Below are 18,824 nucleotides of genomic sequence, written 5' to 3' on the forward strand. Positions count from 1 at the left end.
ATACTATATCATAATTGAAAAAGCCCCATCATCATCGGGGCTTTTTCAATTATTAAACTTTCAAATTAGTGTCTTCCATAATGATCGTTTCTATCATCCCTGTCGTACCTGTTATCTCTGTCGAATTTGTTAGTAGTAGTTTTTACCACCACTTTACCATTCCGGTTAATATCGATATCGATCAATTGGGCAGGCGCAACATACATAGAACTATTATAGATCATTGAGGTCTTCTTTCTAAAACCTGCGCTTTCTGTTTTGTAAATGGTAATGGAGTGATTTCCGGTGCGAATATTATCCATTACAAAGGTATTATTCAGGTTATACAGGTTACCATCGATCTTTACCTGCATCATTGCACGGTCGTTATTTGAAATGGAAATTTTAGAAGCTTTAGGACCGGGAGCAGGAGCAGCAAAAGTAGTTACACTAAATAATACAGCGATAAGGGTAAAAATCTTTTTCATATACTGTTTCCTCCATTGTTTGTTTGTATAATAGATGGCCTTGAAGAACAGTTGTTTACTAAAGGAGTGTTAAAGGCTCCTTCGCCCTGGACAGGCTAAATAATCCTGATTATCAGATGCTAATATGCATGCATCAATTGCCAATTGGTTGTACTGTCTGTTTTGGCAATGCCTTTATATTTACCACTTATGTTTATAATAGGAAAACATTGTTTGTTGTTGATTGCCGCCTGCCTGTACCTGTTACCCGTTGTCAGGGCCAACGGCGTTGGCTCTCATTCCACTGATATTAAGCCAACACCACAGGCTACACAAATAGGATACATAAAGAACAATACCATTATAGTGGTAACCGGCAGCACCTACCGGTTTACAGTAGATACGCCGGAAGACCAGGGCCTTGTTTCAACGCGGCCAACGGTAAAGCAATTGCTGGAGCAGTTAACCTCCAAAAATGGATCTATACAACAGTATCGCATTACAGATAAACAGGGAAATACGAAAAGCGAAGGCGGCATTATCGCAGGCGACCGGTTAGTGGTAACAGCGCAGGATGGTATAGCCATGAAAAAGTACCTGCTTGTATTACAGCCAATGGCACTTGGTGGCAAGATTGAATTACAGCAGGAAAAGGTAACGGTAAATACCACAAAAGACCTGATACTCTTCTTTACAGCGGGACAACGCAGTCCGGATGTAACAGTAAAAATATATCTGCCTACTGGTATCCATGCCACTTTACAAAACACCACGGTGAATGTAATTGGCCGTGGTGATGTATTACTGGAAAACTTTGCACAACAATCAATTGGGCGCACCGGAACCAGGTACCCGTTTACTAAAGTAGGAGCGGTGGCTATTACGCCGCTGCCCAATGGTGGTTCTGTTTTACATTTCAGCCACCTCGATTTACGTCCGGCTAATGGGGCCGACCTCAAGATCGTGATCAGGAATGTGCGCTTCACAAAAACTGGCAATTATGCATTCAAAGCAAATTATACCACCGCAAAACCGGAAGTTTTAACCAGTGCAGGCACCGGAGTTGAAACAACCACCCTGCAAGTAACGCCAACCATATCCGATTTTGCAAGGATTATTGATCAGTCATTTCAATACAAAGAAACAGCGAACACTTTTACCACCGTTCAATTTACCTGGAGTACCATTTCCGAAAAAACCATTCAACTACAACAATCCCTTGATTCGGGTAAAACCTTCGTACCCGTTAATGCGACCATCGATTTAAAAAGATCAACAGTTGGCATAAGCGGATTGAGGCCTGACAAATTATATACGTTCAGATTATTTGTTCAGGGTGGTTTGCATAATGGGTTGTCAAACCCGGTACAATTTTATTCAGGTAAGCTGGATGTTAAAATAGTTGGCGCCACCGGCGACAGCAGCCAGGATTGTACCCAGGCCATCAATAAAGCTATCGATTACATGAACAGGATAGGAGGGGGCACCCTCCTTTTTAGCAAGGGCACCTATTCTCTTCGCACGGTCCATTTAAAAAGCAACGTGTATTTGTACATTGATAAAGACGCCACTATAAAAGCATTAAAAGGCGCTGACGCCCCTGAAACTACCTGGTTCAGCGATAAAAAATATCGCTCCGGTTTATCACCAACCGACGCAGGTCCCTATGAAGACCCTGAGAATTATTTAACAAAACAGGATGTGGGCCATCACTATTTCAATAATTCCTTATTCTTCGGCGAACGGCTTAACAATGTAAAGATCATTGGCAATGGCTATATCACCGGAAACGGCAACCTGGTTACCGGCGACAAAGTGATGAACAACGCCCCCGATAACCGGGCCGATAAGTTATTCACCTTTAAACTATGTACTAATATTGAAATAGGCGGTCTTTACCGCGAAGCCGATCTTTGGTACGATAGCACAAAGGACGAACCCTATTATATCAACCAGGATGGCTCCAAAGATTTCGACACGGGTAATATGCTGCACATAGATCGCAGCGGGCATTTTGCATTACTGGCAACGGGTACCGATTCCATACATGTTCACAATACTTATTTTTCGTGGGGCAGCACTTCCAGCGTGCGGGATATCTACGATTTTATGGCCTGCAGCGATGTTACGGTCACCAATATTTATTCAAAAGTCAGTTCCGATGATATTGTAAAACCCGGTTCGGATTGTTCCCTGGGCTTTACCCGGCCGGCTCATCATTATAAAGTGCGCAATGTGATCGGCGATACTAATTGTAACCTGTTCCAGATTGGCTCTGAAACCGCGGATGACATTACCGACATTTGCGTTGATAATATTTATGTGCTCGGTTCCAACAAAGCAGGCTTTTCCATATCTACCAACGATGGCGGTCACATTAAAAATATTCACCTCAACTGCGGACATACCGGCCCGTTGCATCACCGCTCCCTGATGTTCCGCAGCTTTACGCCTTTCTTTATTTCCATTTCCAACCGGGGGCGGGTAATAGGAGCGGAGGCAGGCAAATACATGTTTACCGATAATGGCGAAAAGCATGATGAATTACTGATAAAAAATGTAAACATTGGGCAGGTGGAAAACATCATCCTGAATGGCATCGATATTTATGATGTGTATGCAGGCAGTTCATTCAACGGAAAAAGATGGGCCGGCTATGATGGAAAACAGCGCCGGGCGACCCCAATCATTGCCGGGTATCGTTTACCAACCAATGACCAGGTAACAGGTGGCCTCAACTTTACCCTGCCCAATGGAAAACATACCGGTTATATTAAAAACATTGTGTTCAACGATGTTCAAATCCTGGTAAAGGGCGGTAATCAATTAGCAGATACGGCAGCCACTCCCCCGGAACTAGGCGTGGGGCAATATAATGCGGCTAACCTGAAAATACAGCCATCCTATGGGTTGTGGGCCCGCCATGTAATGGACCTGACCGTAAAAGGATGTTCTTTTAACTACGAAAAACGCGACAGCCGGTATCCCATCTATCTCGATGACGTGATCGGCGCCCATATCTCGCATGTGCAAATGGTTCGTCCTGTTGATAACAAGGAGGTAATAAAGCTGAAGCACGCGGCCAACGTACAAATTGACAATGTTTTTTACTATGAGGACGTCTGGAATAAGGCAGGTACCGGATTGTCCGCTGTAAAACAAATACGAACTATCAATTTGAAGTAAGGGATGTGACTACCAATCTGGTGCTGGCCAGTTTTACATTGACCTATACCCGTTTTCATAACCATACGCTGGTCATAAAAGGGCTGACAGGGATAACAACCGGCACCAACGCCTTCAGTGTCATTGCTGTCAATCCCTATTAACGGAATAGGTCCCTGGTAAACGCAGATTGGAGTTGAAGGATATCGGTATATTTACTGAAAAGATAACAAATATGGAGAACGATTTTCCCTACGACACCAGGCTCGATGTAAAATACAATCACCTTGAATTAATTGATGTACCGTCCATTGTAAAAGCCAATCAACACAAATGGTTCAACCAGACCTTAACGCAGGTGAACAACAGTGTGGTGCGGGTAGCCATTGTAGAAGGGGAGTACCACTGGCATAAACACGATAACGATGATGAGTTCTTTTTTGTGCTGGATGGTCAGTTGCTTATTGATCTCGAAGACAAAACAGTTACCTTGAATCCCTGGGAAGGTTTTACCATTACAAAAGGCATTCTTCATCGAACAAGGGCATTGACGAAAACGGTGATGTTGATGGTAGAAACGAGTGATATTATCCCTACGGGTGATTAATACACGAAGCAGGAAGTAGGCCCATTGCCCACTTGTCCGCCGAAGCCTTGGCGAAGGCGGATTGCCTAGATAAAACAAGAGGCTATCTCTTATTGTAGAAATAGCCTCTTAAAATATAAAGGACGGATCAATGATCACTCAACCAGCTTTGTCACCGCGGGATGTCTTTCCAATGTGTCAATAGTAGCCGTAGTGGGAAACAGTTCCACTATGACTTGTTTACGTGCGGTTGTCCATCTGCCTAGGGTAATATTGTATACACCACCCATCATACTAAACAGACCGGCGTCAGAAGCATCTTTACCATTATTGGGGTGCAGCTCGTTAAAAGGGTAAGCAAAATTCTTCGTATTGCCAGCGGAACGGTAATACAGATAAGGTACTACCACAGGTTTATATGTTGCCGTATCTATAGATACCGAATACATAGAGTACCAGTCGTTATTAGTGATCCTATACCCTAATATGGTTGGTTTGCTTGGGTCATAAATGGTGGTGGTGCCACCTGATCCTAAAAACAACACATCTTCCGGCACGGACTTTTCAGTAATAGTAGTTCCTTTAAAGATGGCTACCCCAGAGGCATTCCCACTGTTGGCCCAGGGGCCGGAGTTGGCAAATGTACTGGCACGAACAAGCCCTCCATCACCAGGGTTTATAGCGTCTTTGGTGCCATTATAGTTTTTTGCGTAAAAATTTGAGGTGGCCGGAAAAGAATAAGTCCCCGCTGAACCATTGATCTTTTTACCCTGGAAGCCAAAATAATAGAATTGACCTTTTTTTACGCTGCCCGATGTGATGTTCCATTTAATAGTACGCATCCCACCTGTAGCCCATCCGGCATCGAGTGGAGTAGCAGAACTGGAACCGCCTGCGTTGTTACAATATACTATGCAATACGGTGTGGCGGCAAAATCTATATCTGTAGTTGCCAGCAGTTGAGTGTATTCATAACCAGCGTCACCCCCTTTAGGGTCAGTCTGGTTCCCGGTTATAAGCAGGTCCTGTGCAGAAGATCCCATATTGATTATATCATCGCCGTTCCTTGTTCTGTAGTTTACACTGCCTTCAGCAGTACGAAATGGAATACCTACATATGCCGCCAGCCCATAAGGCGCATTGTTGGCATAGCTGGCACCTGGGTTGGTATAAAGCGTAAGGTCTCCAAAACCATCATTGATCTTTTTATCACCCCCAATCACTTCCCCGGCTTTAGGGGCGGGATTGAAACTGGATTTATTAACCAGACACAGGGAGCTTTCATACAATTCAGGATGGGCCTGCAGTTGCTCCACCGTAACCGCATTTATCGCAACCAATCCCTTGCCCTTGGCGGTAACGTTGGATGCTGGTATCCCCGTAATGGTTAAAATACCATTTTTACGGGTTAAGGTGCCGCCGATAATATCTATTTGTACCGAGTCTCCTGAATGGTAGTTGGCAGCTTCAGCGCCAATCTCAACAGAAATACCACGCAGCGTTTGCAACCGGCGAATATCCTGCACCACCAGCAAACCTTCAGGTAGATTTTTTTCTGAATGGTCTGAGATAACTACCGCAGCCAGTTTGGATGCTCCATACACATTTTCTTTTGAAAGGACCAGGTCCGATTCTTTATAAAGCTGGCGCATATCCAAAATAGAGATGATCTCGCTGGGTACACCGCCCGGATAATTGTATTTATCCTTATTGCAACCGCTAATAGCGATCGCCATGCTTATTATTAAAAAAAGATTTACAAAATATTTCATCTTAATGATTTTTTTATAAATGATACACTTAAGGGCGTTGCCACCATACCCGGGTATAAATTTCATCGGGGCCCTGTACTGCTACTGCATTACTATAGTTGGTTGGGTTGGCTGCCTGTACATACACCGGGTATACCAGACGAGCAGGCATTACACCCCCGTTTGCCAATCCAGCTCCTTTGGGCAATATTGGATGTCCCGTGCGCCGGTATTCAAACCACTGTTGCAGATCGGTCAAAAACAGTGCATAGTATTTCTGTACGTGGATCAATTCCATTTTATCGTCTAAAGGAAGATTATCATTCCAAAATTCACTGGCCTGGTTAAGATTATTAAGATGAGTGGTAAAGTTGGCATTGCTAATACTTTCATTAAAGTTGGGCACCCAGTAATTGATGGCAGAGGCTATGCCCTGTTGCCAGAAAGTTTTTGTATTGCCCGTGATCCATCCTTTTGCAGCTGCCTCTGCCAATATAAACTGTACTTCGGCATATTGCATAATGATCCCGGTATATTGATTTTGCTGCAGCGACCAGGTATTATCCGCAGTGGTATTATCATAGTCATTGCTTTGAAAATAACACCCTCTTGGATCTCCATGGCCAGGCAGGTATCCGCTTTCCACGCCATACCAGCCACCGCCACTGGCCTGCGAAATTCCCCAACGACCATAGGTACCTGACCCATATGGTGTACCAGAAACATAGCGTGGGTCACTCCAGGCAACCAACTTGTCTATAAAGAAACTGCAAACAGAGGGAGACCGAAAATCTGAGGTACGAACCGCCGTTACATAAGGGTTGGTATAAGGATCAGTAGTGTTGTCGCTACCAGTCCAAAGCAATCTGGCACAGTCCGCATTGCTTTGAAAGATCGGGTATTGAGCCGGATTTTCTACTATCTGTTTTATTTTAGCTATACATTGCTGTTGCACTTCTGCTTTACCCGAAATGCGCAACAAAAGACGCAGGTATAATGAATTGCAAAACTTTCTCCATTTTGTCACATCTCCTTTATAAATGGGATCACTCTTTCCCACTATAGTATCGCCCTTTGAAAGCAGCATGTTGGCTTCTTCCAACTGGTTCTGCAGATCAGCATAAATATCCTGCTGTCTGTCAAAACTCGGCATTACACTGGGGTGTAAAAGATCCGAGTCACCCTGCAATGCATGGAAGTAAGGAATATCGCCATAAGTATCTGTCAGGTTCGCATACACCCAGGCTTTACATACTTTTCCAATACCCTGGTAAGAGTAATTGATGGTGGAGTCTTTGCCGTATCCGTGGGCCAGACTGTCTACCTGTTTAAAGTTGGTCAGTTGCAAAAACCAGTTGTTCCATAAATAATCTGACTGGTTATTTTTGAAGGCATATCTGAATACGGTATTATCACCATCGCTTATCGTTACAGTTACCTGCATCAGTTCGTTGGTAAAACTCCGGTTCCGTATCATCCCGGCCGTTATAGTGTTTACCAGTGCAGGGGCCAGCAGCTTGTCGGCTGTTGTGCCAAGGGCGTTGATAGGATCTGTGTTCAGCTTATCAAAATCCTTTTTGCATGAATAGAGTGTTGGCAGCGCCATCAACACCATACATACTATAATTAATTGCTTTCTCATCCCTGTGTTCTTTTATTATTGATAAGATTTTTATTCAATGATTATAACCCGATTGATAAGGTGAAACCCATACTACGGGTAGAAGGGAACTGACCGGTTTCAAAACCTGTTACAATGTCTGACCCCTGTATGGTACCAAACTCAGGATCGAACATTGGCCAGGGTGACCAGATGAACAGGTCGCGCCCGTAAATACCTACGCTGGCCGAGGATAAACCAACCTTTTTAAGCAATTTTGGCTTAAAGGAATAGGCTACTGACGCTTCGCGGAATTTTACAAAGTCGGTACTAAAGGTGCTTCCCTCCGCATTGTACTGCCCCATGCTGTATTGATAAAACTGGTCAACATCGGTAGCCACCACATCATTTTTGCGGTAAGAACCATCGGGGTTTTCAACCACTCCATTACCAACAAGACCATTGTACCTGCCTGGTAATGTACTTTTGAGTTTTCCCTGCTCTACCATTTTGTAATGGGTAAGCGAGTAGGCCACTGCACCTATCTGAGCATCGAACAGCACGTTTACACTGAAGCTCTTATAGCGAAAATTATTACCCAGACTGAATTTGTATTTAGGGGTTGTGTTGCCGAGGCGAATGATATTACTGGTGATCTTGGGGAACCCGGTGGTAGCATCGTAGATCACCTGTCCGTCCGGACTGCGTTGGTAACCCAACCCATATAGATCACCCATCATGCCGCCTATTTTGGCCACTATTTGACCGCTGGCTATATTGCCGGCCCGTAGCAACACCGTACTATCCGGCATAGACAGGATCTTGTTCTTGTTACGGGCAAAAGTTCCGTAAAGGCTCCAGCTAAAACCGCTTTTGGTCACAATAGGCTTGGCATTCAACTGAATTTCCACTCCATTGTTCCTTACTTTTCCTGCATTGATAATAGCAGCCTGATAACCTGAAGCGGCATCAACCGTTCTGGTTAGGATCTGGTGTCTGGTATTGCCAAAATATACAGCCACGTCTAATCCCAACCGGCCGTTAAAAAACTGCAATTCCGTACCCAACTCGTAGGTAGTGGTGATAAGCGGTTTTAAGTTGGGATTGGGCAGGAATTTAGGCGCCGTTAACGAACTATCGTCATAAATACCACCGTTTACTGCAACCGGATAGGCATAGGCAGTAAGATAAGGCACGGTACCACCGCTACCAACAGCCGCAACCGATGCCCTTAACTTGGCATAGCTGATGAAAGTGGGGAGCTTTGTTACATCCGATAATATGAAACTGGTATTAATAGAAGGATAGAAAAATCCTACATTATCCGTTCTTATGGGAGTGGCCAAAACACTGTTCCAGTCCTGACGGCCGGTAATTTCTGCAAACAGATAATTTTTATAGCTAAGGTTTATAACCCCGTAAATACTGTTGATCTGGTAACGGCTGGTATCGGGGAAATAGGTCAATGGATTTATTGCGTTTTCAAAGCTGTAGATCTGAGGGTAGGGGGACGCGCCGTTCAACGAATCAGGGAAATTTAATCCGTCAGCCCTTACATCCGTTTTGTGATACTCGTTTCTCAACTGGCTGGCGCCAAGGGTTACACCCAGTTTTATATCATGATTGAGTTCTTTCGCGTATTTGGCCATCACATCATAGCTCTTTTCGTAGCTGATGATGTTCTGCTTTCTTAAAGAACCTTTAGGCAGCCGGGAGCCCGCATCGTATGGCCGGTCCTGCTCACGTTTATCATTCATCCAGTCAAGGTTGCCACGCACAAAAAGGCTCAGCTCTTTGGTAAGCTGGTAGTTCAGGGAGATGTTCCCGGTTACATTGTTCCTTCTTGTTTTGTTCAAAAATTCATTGGTGATCGCAAATGGGTTTTCGGGGTAACTGGAGAACGGATACCGGATCACCTTGTATTGATCGTGGTAAATACTGCTATCGCCACCCTGCCAGTAATTTCGCAGCCAGTTATAATCGGCATTGGGCTGCCAGAAAATGTACCAGTACATCAATGACTGGTTTCCATATCCTGCTGCAGGCAGGTTATCGCTTTTTCTATAACCGTAGTTTACTTTGGTATTAAGCTTTAATTTTTTTCCAATTTCTGAATTGGTGGTTAACCCCAGGTTGCTGCGGGAGAAACCTGTATTGGGCACGATCCATGTTTCCTTTTCTGTACCACCATTCAAACGAATTCCGGTATTACCTACTTTCCCGTCTACACTAAGACTGTGCTTAAGGTCTGAGCCCGTTTCCCAAAATTCGTTGATATTGTCATAGGCCCTCCAGGGAGTACGTTGTAGTGCGGTAGTTTGGCGCACCTGATCATACTGAAAAAATGATTGTCCATCGAATTTGGGCCCATAAGCAGAGCTGGTACCGGCTGTGCTGGCCCCATCTTCGGTAGTGCCGTAAGAGTAATATTGAGCCCCAGACGTACCCTGGCCATATTCATATTGCTGGTCGGGGAACCGGTTCACCTGTTCCATGTTTCCGTTAACGGTATAGCGAACGTTAAAATGGCCTTTCTTTTTCTGGGCCGCTGCTTTGGTGGTGATAATGATCGCCCCGTTTGCGGCCCGCAGTCCATATAAGGCAGATGCAGCAGGTCCTTTTAATACAGATACACTTTCTATATCCTGTGGGTTCAGGTCATTCAAAGAGCTTCCATAGTCAGCAGGAAGGTTGTCTGAATTGGTTTGATATGTCGCATCGCCTTTGGCAGCAGAGCGTTTGCCGCTACTGTTATTGATCACTACACCATCCAATACGATAAGCGCTTCATTATCGCCGGTAAGGTTGTTTTCACCCCGGAGAATAATTTTGCTCGAAGCGGCAGGGCCGCCACCGGAACGGATAAGGTTCAAACCGGCTACTTTACCGGAGAGCGCATCCGTCCAGTTTAAACTGGTAGCCTGGGTAAGCTGCGTGCTATCTACTTTTGTAAGCGCATAGCCCAGTGATCTTTCAGATTTTTTTATACCTAATGCGGTTACCACCACATTCTGCATTTGTTGTTCATCTTTTTGAAGTACTATGCTTAACGACTGTTGTGCTTCGGCAATAAATTTCTTTCTCAATGCCTGGTAACCAACAGCGGAGATCTCAATATATCCTGCTGCTATTACGGGCAGGGTCTTGCTGAAACGGCCCATGTCATCGGCTATGGCCACCGCTTGCTTTTGACCATCCTGTTTTATAATTACGGTAGCTCCCGGAAGCGGAACACCACCTTCTGTAACAACGCCTTTCAATACCATGGCGGGCGCTTTTTTAGGGGCATCACTTTTTTTGATCACCCAACTGTCTCCACTGGCAGTTGCATTAAAACCGCCGGGCGCTAATACCGCATTCAACAACTCACCAACACTGCCTGCTTCATAGGAAGCACCGGGTACTTTTACTGCAGTCAACTCATCATTCGCATAAGCCAGCTTCACTTTAAATACACGGCCAAAATCTTCTGCAATGGCAGAGAGGTTACCGGGGCCATGCCGGTAATGCAGTTGTGCCGTTTGCGCATGCAGCTGCAGGATACTTGCTATCAGCAGCACAACAAGCGCGGTAAATGTTTTTGTTAGTTTTGAGTAATCCATATATTTCATATACATTATAAACAATACAATGCCCGTCCGCTTTTCAGCAGAACAAAAAATGCGTGATTGATAAGGAATGCTTAGTGGATATTGTAACCAGTCAATGTGTTCAGCACCGTTAAATTATCCTGCAAAGAAATTGTCAGATCCCAGGTAAGCGTTACTTTTTTATTCTTATTAATAGTGCCGTACGTTAGCTTAACCTGGTAATATGTTTCTATTCTGTTCAGTAATTCTTCCAGTTTAATATTCTGTAACCGCAGCTGATGTTGCAGCCACCAGTCTGCTGTGCCTGGGTCAATCCGGTTTACAACACCTGATTTTGCCCGGGTTGTAATTACCTGTTGGCCGGCAGTCAATAATAAATTCCCACTGGGGTTGTTCAGGGCCACCTTACCTTCCTTAACGGTCAGTTGCAGATCAACCGAATCCAGTTTATGAATGGTAAAAGCGGTTCCTACAACGGTGACCCTTTGCCGGTTAACCCCAATCGTAAAGGGGCGTTGTGCATCTTTGGCCACACTGAAAAAAGCAGTCCCCCTGGTAAGTAAAGTGCTGCGTTTTTTAAAAAAATCAGCATACACCTTTACGGTTGAATGAGGCGCCAGCCATACTACCGACCCGTCTTCCAGCATGATCTTTTTTGAACTCTCGGCACTGGCCAGTTCCTGCCAGGCATTGGCGGTTATAGCAGCGCTATTCCCGGGCATTTTAATAAAAACAGCAACCAGTATGGCCGCTGCAGCGCTTAGCCCAATAAAGAACAATTGCTTTTTGTGCCGCCGACGGTTGTCAATTCGATCATTGATGCTGTTTAGCAAAATCTGCTTTTTCTGCATCCCCATTTGATCGGGTGATTGCCATGCCTGTTGCCATTGCTCATCCTGATTATTCATATTATCCTTCTTGTGCCTTGATTTCCGGGGCATGCAAAAAATAGCTTTGTTAATAGACGGTTAATAGATAAAACTGGTACTAGAGATATTTAGAAAAAAATGGGAGTTAACAATTTGGTCATATTACGGCAATCCTGAATCGGCAATCGGCAATGGGTTCGCGAAATTTGAGCCTTCCGCCTGGTGTCAAATGAGAAAAGGTTAGCCAACTTTGAGAATAATATGTGACCTTGCGCAGCCGAAATTCTATTGCCGATTGCCGATTGCCGATTGCCGATTGCCGATTGCCGATTGCCGATTGCCGATTGCCGATTGCCGATTGCCGATTGCCGATTGCCCGCCGTTAACCAGAAACTGGCAACCTCAAAAGAAGAACTGCACCTGGCGCAACATTTTCACGATCCGTTGTCCGGCAGTATGCAACTGGTTCTTTACGGTTTGCTCGCTCAGCCGCAGTTCAGTGGCTATCTCTTTGACCGAAAGCTGTTCTTCATTCTTCATGGCATAAATGCGGCGCATTTGACCAGGTAACTTATTGGCAGCGTTTTTCCAGATGTGATAGGCCTGTTTGTATTGGTACTGTTCGTCGGGTTGTGGCCGTTCCTCGGTGTGATCGGGCATTTCTGCTATTAAAGTATAGCGCTTTCTTTTATACGCCCGTTGATGATCGCAGATACAGTGTTGAACGATCGTATACAGATAATTGCGGAATGAGGTATGAATAACGATGCGCTGACGTTTATTCCACAGTCGTATAAATACTTCCTGTAGCACGTCATCAGCCTCCTCCGAACCACTCAAACGCATTTTTATATACGTATGAATAGGCTCGGCAAAGCGGTTAAAAATCTCATCAAAAGCAATGCGGTCCCCTTTTCTCAATTGCAGCAATAATTCGCCTTCCTCGGGAACAATTGGCTGAAAATTCATATGGCGCAAACTTACCAACCAAATATAAGCTCATAAAGGAAGTTGTTTTACCAAATGTTTAAGTTTTTTTAAGCTGCTTCACTTTAAAAAGGTTACGCAAACGTTTGCATGGTTATTTTTTGCATAGTATAACCCGCAAAAAGCAGCAAAACGAAAGAATTAGTGCTCGTTCGAAACAAAAAAAGACCATCTTCTTTCAAATTCGAAGATGGCCTTTCTTTAATAAGGCGGGTTCTCCGCCAGCTGGCGGAGAACCCGCCTTTGTATCTTGACATGCTCTTTTCCCTTAAAATGTATACTCATTTACTGCTTCTACCGCCTTGGGGAATGCGGCAGCTGCTAAGTCAGGTAACGCCGTTCCCTCTACCCGGAAGGTCGTGATGTCATTCAACCCGATAAATGACAGAATAAATCTCATAAAAGGTTCTGCAAAATCATATGATTTCATGGGGCCATCTGAATATACTCCGCCGCTGGCCAAGGCCAGAAAGACTTTTTTATTATTCACCAGCCCATGAGGTGCTCCATTTTCATATTTGAAGGTGATACCAGCCCGCACCACATGGTCTACCCAGGCTTTTAGTGCGGAAGGAATGTTAAAATTGTACAAAGGCACGCCGATTATAATGAAATCTGCTTCTTTTAGATCCTGGATGGCCTGATCTGAATAATCTACCAGCTGTTTATGGCTGTCTGTTCGTTGCTCTGCCGGAGTAAAAAATGCGTTCAACTGGTTTTCATGTAAATGGGGAAGCGGATTGGCCGTCAGGTCATGTGTTTTCACCTGGCTGTCGGGATACGCCGCTAACAATTTGTCAATAATAGCGTTAGATAATTTAATGCTAAATGAGTTGTTTCCTTTTGCACTCGACACTATGTTCAATATCTTTTTCATCGTAATCAAATTTTTTGGTAATTGCTTGAGGTTGTAACCGTGTTTTGTTTTCATAACAAAGCTATGTACCTTTGCTATACTTTTGTAAGTACTATACGAGTGTATAGCACTATACTGGAATATAGAACTATACGCGGGTATAGCTCTATACCCCAAAATAGTAACACCAAAAATCAACAACATGGTAAAGAAAGAAGGACGCGAATACCACAAATGTCTGGGGTTGATATTGCCTGTATCTGATGCCATCAGCGTATTGAGCGGCAAATGGAAATTACCTATCATAATATCCTTACAATTCGGCAATAAAAGGTTCAGCGAAATAGCCAAGGACATTCCTAAAATAACAGATCGGATGTTATCAAAAGAATTACGCGATCTGGAAATGAACAAACTGATCAAACGAACTGTATACGATTCCGTTCCTGTTATAGTGGAGTATTCACTTACTGAATACGGAGAATCGCTGGACGATCTGATACATGAACTGTATAAATGGGGCACCAAACACCGTAAAAAAGTAATGGCAAAAGACTGATATGGCCAAACAAACAATAGCACCACCAATAATTCACCAATCGGGTTTCGATTTTTTACTGGCATTAAAAAAGAACAATCACCGCGATTGGTTCAACGCGCATAAAGAAAAGTATCAGCAGGAGCTGGAGCGGATGGAGGTATTTGCCGAAGCATTGATCCGCGAGCTTAACAAACACGATGAAATAGAAACCCCATCGGGCAAAAAAAGCCTGCACCGCATCTACCGCGACATTCGTTTTTCAAACGATAAAACACCTTACAAAACAAACTGGAGCGGAAATTTTAAACGCGCTACTAAATTTCGGCGGGGCGGTTATTATTTTCACCTGGAAGCGGGCAACAGTTATCTTGCCGGCGGTTTTTGGGCACCCAATCCGCAGGACCTGAAACGCATCCGCGATGAAATTGCTTTTGATGCTGCCGGTTTGAGAAAGATCCTCAAAAGCAAAGTATTCATTACCACATTTGGCGAGCTAAAAGGAGAACAGGTAAAGACCGCCCCCAAAGGCTTTGACGCCAGCCATGAAGCCATTGACCTGTTACGTCATAAACAGTTCCTAGTGATCAGGCATTTTTCCGACAAAGAAGTTTTAAGCGATCAATTCCTTACAACCGCCAGTCAAACATTTAAAAATATGCGTCCGTTTTTTGATTATATGAGTGAAGTGCTCACTACTGATACCAATGGGCTGGAGATCTGAGCATAAAAAGATCAGGTATAACCAGGATGATCAATACAGGGACAAAAAGAAAGGCTGTCTGCTTACAAACAATAGCAGACAGCCTTTTTTATAGTTGATACGGTCACCAGTCTATTTCAAAGAAAATACTTCCCTGTCATAAACTTTTGATAACGAATCAAGCGGTACGCTCTTCTCTCTTACATAATAAATTTCCAGCTTTTTGAATGCTTCATTGGCCACCCAGGCATTAAGTCCGCGCTGGTAAATATACCTGGCATATTGTTCCTGAGTAAGCACCGTGTAAACGAGTGGTGCAATATCCCGGTCAATAAACTGGATCCCCGGCCGGCCATTGTATTTACTGCAGTTTAAAAGCTTATTGGTTATCGTTTGCTTTAATAACTCTTTTTGTCTGTTCGATAACCGTACAATAGTATCCATTTCTTTTACAAACAGGTCAAAAACGCCCGCCGTATCGGTTGGGTATCGTTCCGTCCATTTTGTATAGTTGTTGCGTACGAGGTGTTTCCAGCTTTCAGGAGAAGCATTATTTTGCAACAATTGCATTTTCTCAAGATTCTCCTTTTTCAGTTCCACGAACTTGTCTACGCTGCCATACTTATTTACAAGTAACGGTTGGATACCACTATAGACCTGCAAACCGGCATCCACAAATTGTAATTGCCGCTGGTTAACGAATGCTATCTGTTTCATCCTTGATTCTTCCATTAACAGATCAATTGAAAACAGCCTTTTCTCAAAACCCGCTTTCTCAACCATGTTAACCCACTGCGGCACATTTTCGCTGCCGCCATATTCTCCAATGGTCATAAATGACGGCGTGCGCAACCCTTGTTTTTCAATTACCACCACTACTTGGTTATCTTTTCTCAGCAAGGCACGGTAATAATTGGTATCTATCTGCATATTATCAATAGCACTGCTATCAACAATCACCTGCTGGGCGGTCCCGGTAAATTGGCACTGTGGTATTATAATAACCTGAATGGTGTTTGTCAGGAATTCTTTTACCCGGCCTTCTTTTGCCGCATCCTGAAGAATGACCTGTTTAAGCGTGGTCTTATAACGGTCAAGCTCCTTTTCCAGCTTTTCCTGGGCAAACATAGGTGCCGAAAAAGCGCCCAGCAGAATCAGCCATAAAAATTTCATATATCTCATACAACAAATTTATTTTTTACAACCTGAAATGGGATAGGCGTACAGTGCCTGGGAACCGGTGTTCCAATCGTTATACAAGATGGATGACTGCACTCCGGTCTCGGGATCTACATAATACAGGCGACGGTTATTGGGACTTGAATTCTCATCATACCCAATGATCACTACGCTATGATACCCCTGGCTATTTTGAATGGTGGTCAGGATCGGCTTTCCGGCATCCAGATAGTCGATGGCAAATCCGTTATAAGTCTCCGTATTAAATTCAGCATTTACATAGCCCGACATTTCACTTAATGGTATGCCATTCGCCTCAACATCTGCCCCCGAATGACTACTCTCATAATCACTAATATACCAGTTTTCACTATGACTGCCACCACATACTACTTCATTCAAATACGACATAGTTGTAGGAACGCAGGTCATTTGGGAGTTTTGTACCCTGATCCTCAATTTAATATTCTTCTTTACATATTTGGGCTTTGGCTTATCTTCTACAGGCGGCGGATCAAGGATCGGGTCAGGATAACTGTAACCTGGATCATACCCGGTTATATAGGGGTCGTATTTATATACCATCTCATTCATAAGCCATGACCAGTCTGTATCATCCACATCGTAACCGGAATTTGATGAGGCCGTAACTGTTACCGCATCGAGCCACCCCCAGTCAATGCCATCGTCGGTGTGTGTATTTGCATATACGTACACCGTTTCAAGGAATGTCCAGCTGCCATCATCAGCCCCCACATCCCAGGCATCATCCTCAAACCAGCTATTGAAATCATCCTCAATGTCCTGATAAAAATCATCATAAAATCCACCATCGTCCAGAATACCTGAAAATTCTTCATCGGTCATATCATCCCACCAATCGTCCCCAAAGTCGTCATCCCAGTCATTCTCTTCACCCATATCCTGGGCCATTGCTGAGGGGGTGGCCAGTTGTAACGAGCCATTATTGATGTAAGGCACCAACCCCAGCAGTAGTATAGTTAAAAATAGTAACTTTTTCATTGGTTGCGTTTAAAGGTTATTGCTTTACTATCATAAGAGTTTTGGAAACACCATTGCTCACCAACCGCACAACATAATTTCCGGCTGGCGCATGTAACGGTAACGATCTGCGGTAAGTACCTGGCAGCAACCTTTCGGCAGGTTCCGTATAAATGGTACGGCCCTGCAGGTCCAGAACGCTTAACGCAACCCCAGCTTCTTTATCTAAGCGGAAACTGATAGTAGTTGCCTGGTTAAATGGATTGGGATACGCCTGTAATTGGCCAATAGCGCTGATCAGCGGCAGGTTGGTGACAGTTTCCGGCGATTTTTTCACCAGTAATAACGAGAAGGGCTTTCCTGGTTCTCCCCGGTTTGCCGAATACGTTTGAAGATTACCGGCAACGTATATGCTATCGCCCTTTTGCACCAGTTGTAAGGCAGCCTGTTGAAACGTAAAAGTTTCCGGTTTAACCGGACTGTACCGATAAATGCGGTCATACCCCGTATTGCTGAAAACAAGGGCATTTTCTGTAAGCTGCGCATGGATCTCAGTGGTCAGTGATTCGTCTTCCTCTCTCCAGGTCCCGGTCACTTCGGTCCCATTCAGCGTAAGGGTCACATTTACGGTAGCATAGGCGGTTACATGTGTTCCGCTCCAATCATACTTGATCGCATATCCTGTATAATCACCGCCAAGATCTTTTACTGGCACATTGTGTTGGATGCGCTGGTACCGCGAGCCCGATTCACCGGAGAGGGTGCTCACTGAAAATGCCTGCACGAGTGCAGGGGCTGACAATGGTTGAATAGGGTTCTCCGGATCTTTAATAGCAAGCTCTTCCCTTGCCTGGGCACTTCCATGTATAGCCGCCCGCATCAGGTAGCGACGGGCGCTATCAAGATTGCGAATGGTGCCATACCCATTGCGAAAACAAAGACCCGTAAAATACATAGCGGGAACATAATTCTGTAAGGCAGCTTCGTAAAACAGCGAAAAAGCCTGCTGATAATTCTGGGTACAGCCCAGCCCTTTATAAGCCAGGTAAGCTAAATTGTACCTGCCAGACAAATCACCTGCAGCCGAAGCTTTTTCATAATAGCTACGCGCTTTAGAATAGTCGATAGGAGTGCCCTGTCCTTTGCGATATACTTCCCCCAGGTTGCACCAGGCTTTTGAATACCCGTTCTCAGCAGCTTTATTAAACCATTCTATAGCAGCTGTCTGGTTAACAGGTATCCCTGTTCCTTTACTGTACATCAATGCCAGCTCATACATTGATTGTACATTTCCCTGTTGCGCATTTTGCAGGTGAAGCGATTGCGCCTTTCCGGGATCATAAGGCTTTCCGCCCATACCTCGCAGGTATTGCCGCGCCTCCTTTACTATTAATTCCTGAGAAGGAGGCTGCTCCTTGTTGTTCTGCGCATGAACAATGCCACAGACAAAAAGCAAAGAAACAAGTAATTGTTGTCTCATCTCTGTCGGTTTTTTGGTTAAATAAAAAATGGTATTTGGTCAGTTATGGGAATAGGGGGCCTCTCCGTGATA

The 18,824-nt window shown here is 44.4% G+C and carries 15 protein-coding genes; 5 read left to right on the top strand and 10 right to left on the bottom strand.

The annotated features are described in order from the left end of the window. Positions 1-65: 65 nt before the first annotated feature. A complete protein-coding gene (locus tag J7I42_RS34200) occupies positions 66-467 on the bottom strand; it encodes a hypothetical protein (RefSeq protein WP_209144899.1) in 402 nt (133 codons plus the stop codon). A 189-nt stretch (positions 468-656) separates the two neighbouring features. Between J7I42_RS34200 and J7I42_RS34205 the strand changes: the two genes are divergently transcribed. The 3 genes from J7I42_RS34205 (at position 657) to J7I42_RS34215 (ending at position 4,218) form a co-directional block, all read left to right on the top strand. Beyond that, positions 657-3,632: a glycosyl hydrolase family 28-related protein gene (locus tag J7I42_RS34205; RefSeq protein WP_209144901.1), complete on the top strand. Its 2,976-nt coding sequence runs from the start codon at positions 657-659 to the stop codon at positions 3,630-3,632. Between the two features lie 5 nt (positions 3,633-3,637). After that, on the top strand, positions 3,638-3,775 hold the full coding sequence (locus J7I42_RS34210; RefSeq protein ID WP_209144903.1) for a hypothetical protein: 138 nt from the start codon (positions 3,638-3,640) through the stop codon (positions 3,773-3,775). Positions 3,776-3,846: 71 nt separating this feature from the next. Beyond that, entirely contained in the window at positions 3,847-4,218 is a 372-nt protein-coding gene (locus tag J7I42_RS34215; protein WP_209144905.1) for a cupin domain-containing protein, read from the top strand. A gap of 134 nt (positions 4,219-4,352) precedes the next feature. Here J7I42_RS34215 and J7I42_RS34220 read toward each other — a convergent pair whose 3' ends face one another. The 6 genes from J7I42_RS34220 to J7I42_RS34245 all read right to left on the bottom strand — a co-directional run bounded on the left by J7I42_RS34220 (position 4,353) and on the right by J7I42_RS34245 (position 13,871). Beyond that, positions 4,353-5,969 carry a DUF5689 domain-containing protein gene (locus tag J7I42_RS34220; RefSeq protein WP_209144907.1) on the bottom strand — a complete coding sequence of 539 codons (1,617 nt, stop codon included), beginning with the start codon at positions 5,967-5,969 and terminating at the stop codon, positions 4,353-4,355. A gap of 28 nt (positions 5,970-5,997) precedes the next feature. Then, positions 5,998-7,590, bottom strand: a complete 1,593-nt coding sequence (locus J7I42_RS34225; protein WP_209144909.1) for a SusD/RagB family nutrient-binding outer membrane lipoprotein — start codon at positions 7,588-7,590, stop codon at positions 5,998-6,000. A 41-nt stretch (positions 7,591-7,631) separates the two neighbouring features. Further along, the gene (locus tag J7I42_RS34230; protein WP_209144912.1) at positions 7,632-11,150 is read right to left on the bottom strand and encodes a SusC/RagA family TonB-linked outer membrane protein; all 3,519 of its coding nucleotides are present in this window, start codon (positions 11,148-11,150) and stop codon (positions 7,632-7,634) included. A gap of 80 nt (positions 11,151-11,230) precedes the next feature. Beyond that, a complete protein-coding gene (locus J7I42_RS34235) occupies positions 11,231-12,046 on the bottom strand; it encodes a FecR family protein (protein WP_209144914.1) in 816 nt (271 codons plus the stop codon). A gap of 363 nt (positions 12,047-12,409) precedes the next feature. Continuing rightward, entirely contained in the window at positions 12,410-12,976 is a 567-nt protein-coding gene (locus J7I42_RS34240; protein WP_209144916.1) for an RNA polymerase sigma factor, read from the bottom strand. 286 nt (positions 12,977-13,262) lie between these two features. Further along, positions 13,263-13,871 (bottom strand): FMN-dependent NADH-azoreductase, encoded by a 609-nt coding sequence (locus J7I42_RS34245; protein ID WP_209144918.1) that lies wholly within the window; start codon positions 13,869-13,871, stop codon positions 13,263-13,265. A 181-nt stretch (positions 13,872-14,052) separates the two neighbouring features. On the opposite strand from J7I42_RS34245, the gene J7I42_RS34250 reads away from it, so the two are divergent. After that, positions 14,053-14,409 (top strand): winged helix-turn-helix transcriptional regulator, encoded by a 357-nt coding sequence (locus tag J7I42_RS34250; protein ID WP_209144920.1) that lies wholly within the window; start codon positions 14,053-14,055, stop codon positions 14,407-14,409. A gap of 1 nt (position 14,410) precedes the next feature. Beyond that, positions 14,411-15,112: a DUF2461 domain-containing protein gene (locus J7I42_RS34255; protein WP_209144922.1), complete on the top strand. Its 702-nt coding sequence runs from the start codon at positions 14,411-14,413 to the stop codon at positions 15,110-15,112. Between the two features lie 111 nt (positions 15,113-15,223). Here the strand turns inward: J7I42_RS34255 and J7I42_RS34260 are convergent, their stop codons facing one another. Genes J7I42_RS34260 through J7I42_RS34270 form a run of 3 tightly spaced genes read right to left on the bottom strand, consistent with a single transcriptional unit; the run spans position 15,224 to position 18,752 of the window. Next, on the bottom strand, positions 15,224-16,273 hold the full coding sequence (locus tag J7I42_RS34260) for a hypothetical protein (RefSeq protein WP_209144924.1): 1,050 nt from the start codon (positions 16,271-16,273) through the stop codon (positions 15,224-15,226). Between the two features lie 9 nt (positions 16,274-16,282). Continuing rightward, on the bottom strand, positions 16,283-17,293 hold the full coding sequence (locus J7I42_RS34265; RefSeq protein WP_209144926.1) for a C39 family peptidase: 1,011 nt from the start codon (positions 17,291-17,293) through the stop codon (positions 16,283-16,285). A 16-nt stretch (positions 17,294-17,309) separates the two neighbouring features. Beyond that, on the bottom strand, positions 17,310-18,752 hold the full coding sequence (locus tag J7I42_RS34270; protein WP_209144928.1) for a T9SS type A sorting domain-containing protein: 1,443 nt from the start codon (positions 18,750-18,752) through the stop codon (positions 17,310-17,312). Between the last annotated feature and the right edge of the window lie 72 nt (positions 18,753-18,824).

This window comes from Niastella soli, from assembly GCF_017742245.1.
Lineage (GTDB): Bacteria > Bacteroidota > Bacteroidia > Chitinophagales > Chitinophagaceae > Niastella > Niastella soli.

What these genes read in the sequence shown, in the direction of transcription:
- J7I42_RS34260 (WP_209144924.1), bottom strand. Translation starts at nt 16,273, where the DNA reads ATGAGATATATGAAATTTTTATGGCTGATTCTGCTGGGCGCTTTTTCG.
- J7I42_RS34250 (WP_209144920.1), top strand. Translation starts at nt 14,053, where the DNA reads ATGGTAAAGAAAGAAGGACGCGAATACCACAAATGTCTGGGGTTGATA.
- J7I42_RS34270 (WP_209144928.1), bottom strand. Translation starts at nt 18,752, where the DNA reads ATGAGACAACAATTACTTGTTTCTTTGCTTTTTGTCTGTGGCATTGTT.
- J7I42_RS34215 (WP_209144905.1), top strand. Translation starts at nt 3,847, where the DNA reads ATGGAGAACGATTTTCCCTACGACACCAGGCTCGATGTAAAATACAAT.
- J7I42_RS34230 (WP_209144912.1), bottom strand. Translation starts at nt 11,150, where the DNA reads ATGGATTACTCAAAACTAACAAAAACATTTACCGCGCTTGTTGTGCTG.
- J7I42_RS34200 (WP_209144899.1), bottom strand. Translation starts at nt 467, where the DNA reads ATGAAAAAGATTTTTACCCTTATCGCTGTATTATTTAGTGTAACTACT.
- J7I42_RS34225 (WP_209144909.1), bottom strand. Translation starts at nt 7,590, where the DNA reads ATGAGAAAGCAATTAATTATAGTATGTATGGTGTTGATGGCGCTGCCA.
- J7I42_RS34220 (WP_209144907.1), bottom strand. Translation starts at nt 5,969, where the DNA reads ATGAAATATTTTGTAAATCTTTTTTTAATAATAAGCATGGCGATCGCT.
- J7I42_RS34235 (WP_209144914.1), bottom strand. Translation starts at nt 12,046, where the DNA reads ATGAATAATCAGGATGAGCAATGGCAACAGGCATGGCAATCACCCGAT.
- J7I42_RS34255 (WP_209144922.1), top strand. Translation starts at nt 14,411, where the DNA reads ATGGCCAAACAAACAATAGCACCACCAATAATTCACCAATCGGGTTTC.
- J7I42_RS34205 (WP_209144901.1), top strand. Translation starts at nt 657, where the DNA reads ATGTTTATAATAGGAAAACATTGTTTGTTGTTGATTGCCGCCTGCCTG.
- J7I42_RS34240 (WP_209144916.1), bottom strand. Translation starts at nt 12,976, where the DNA reads ATGAATTTTCAGCCAATTGTTCCCGAGGAAGGCGAATTATTGCTGCAA.
- J7I42_RS34265 (WP_209144926.1), bottom strand. Translation starts at nt 17,293, where the DNA reads ATGAAAAAGTTACTATTTTTAACTATACTACTGCTGGGGTTGGTGCCT.
- J7I42_RS34245 (WP_209144918.1), bottom strand. Translation starts at nt 13,871, where the DNA reads ATGAAAAAGATATTGAACATAGTGTCGAGTGCAAAAGGAAACAACTCA.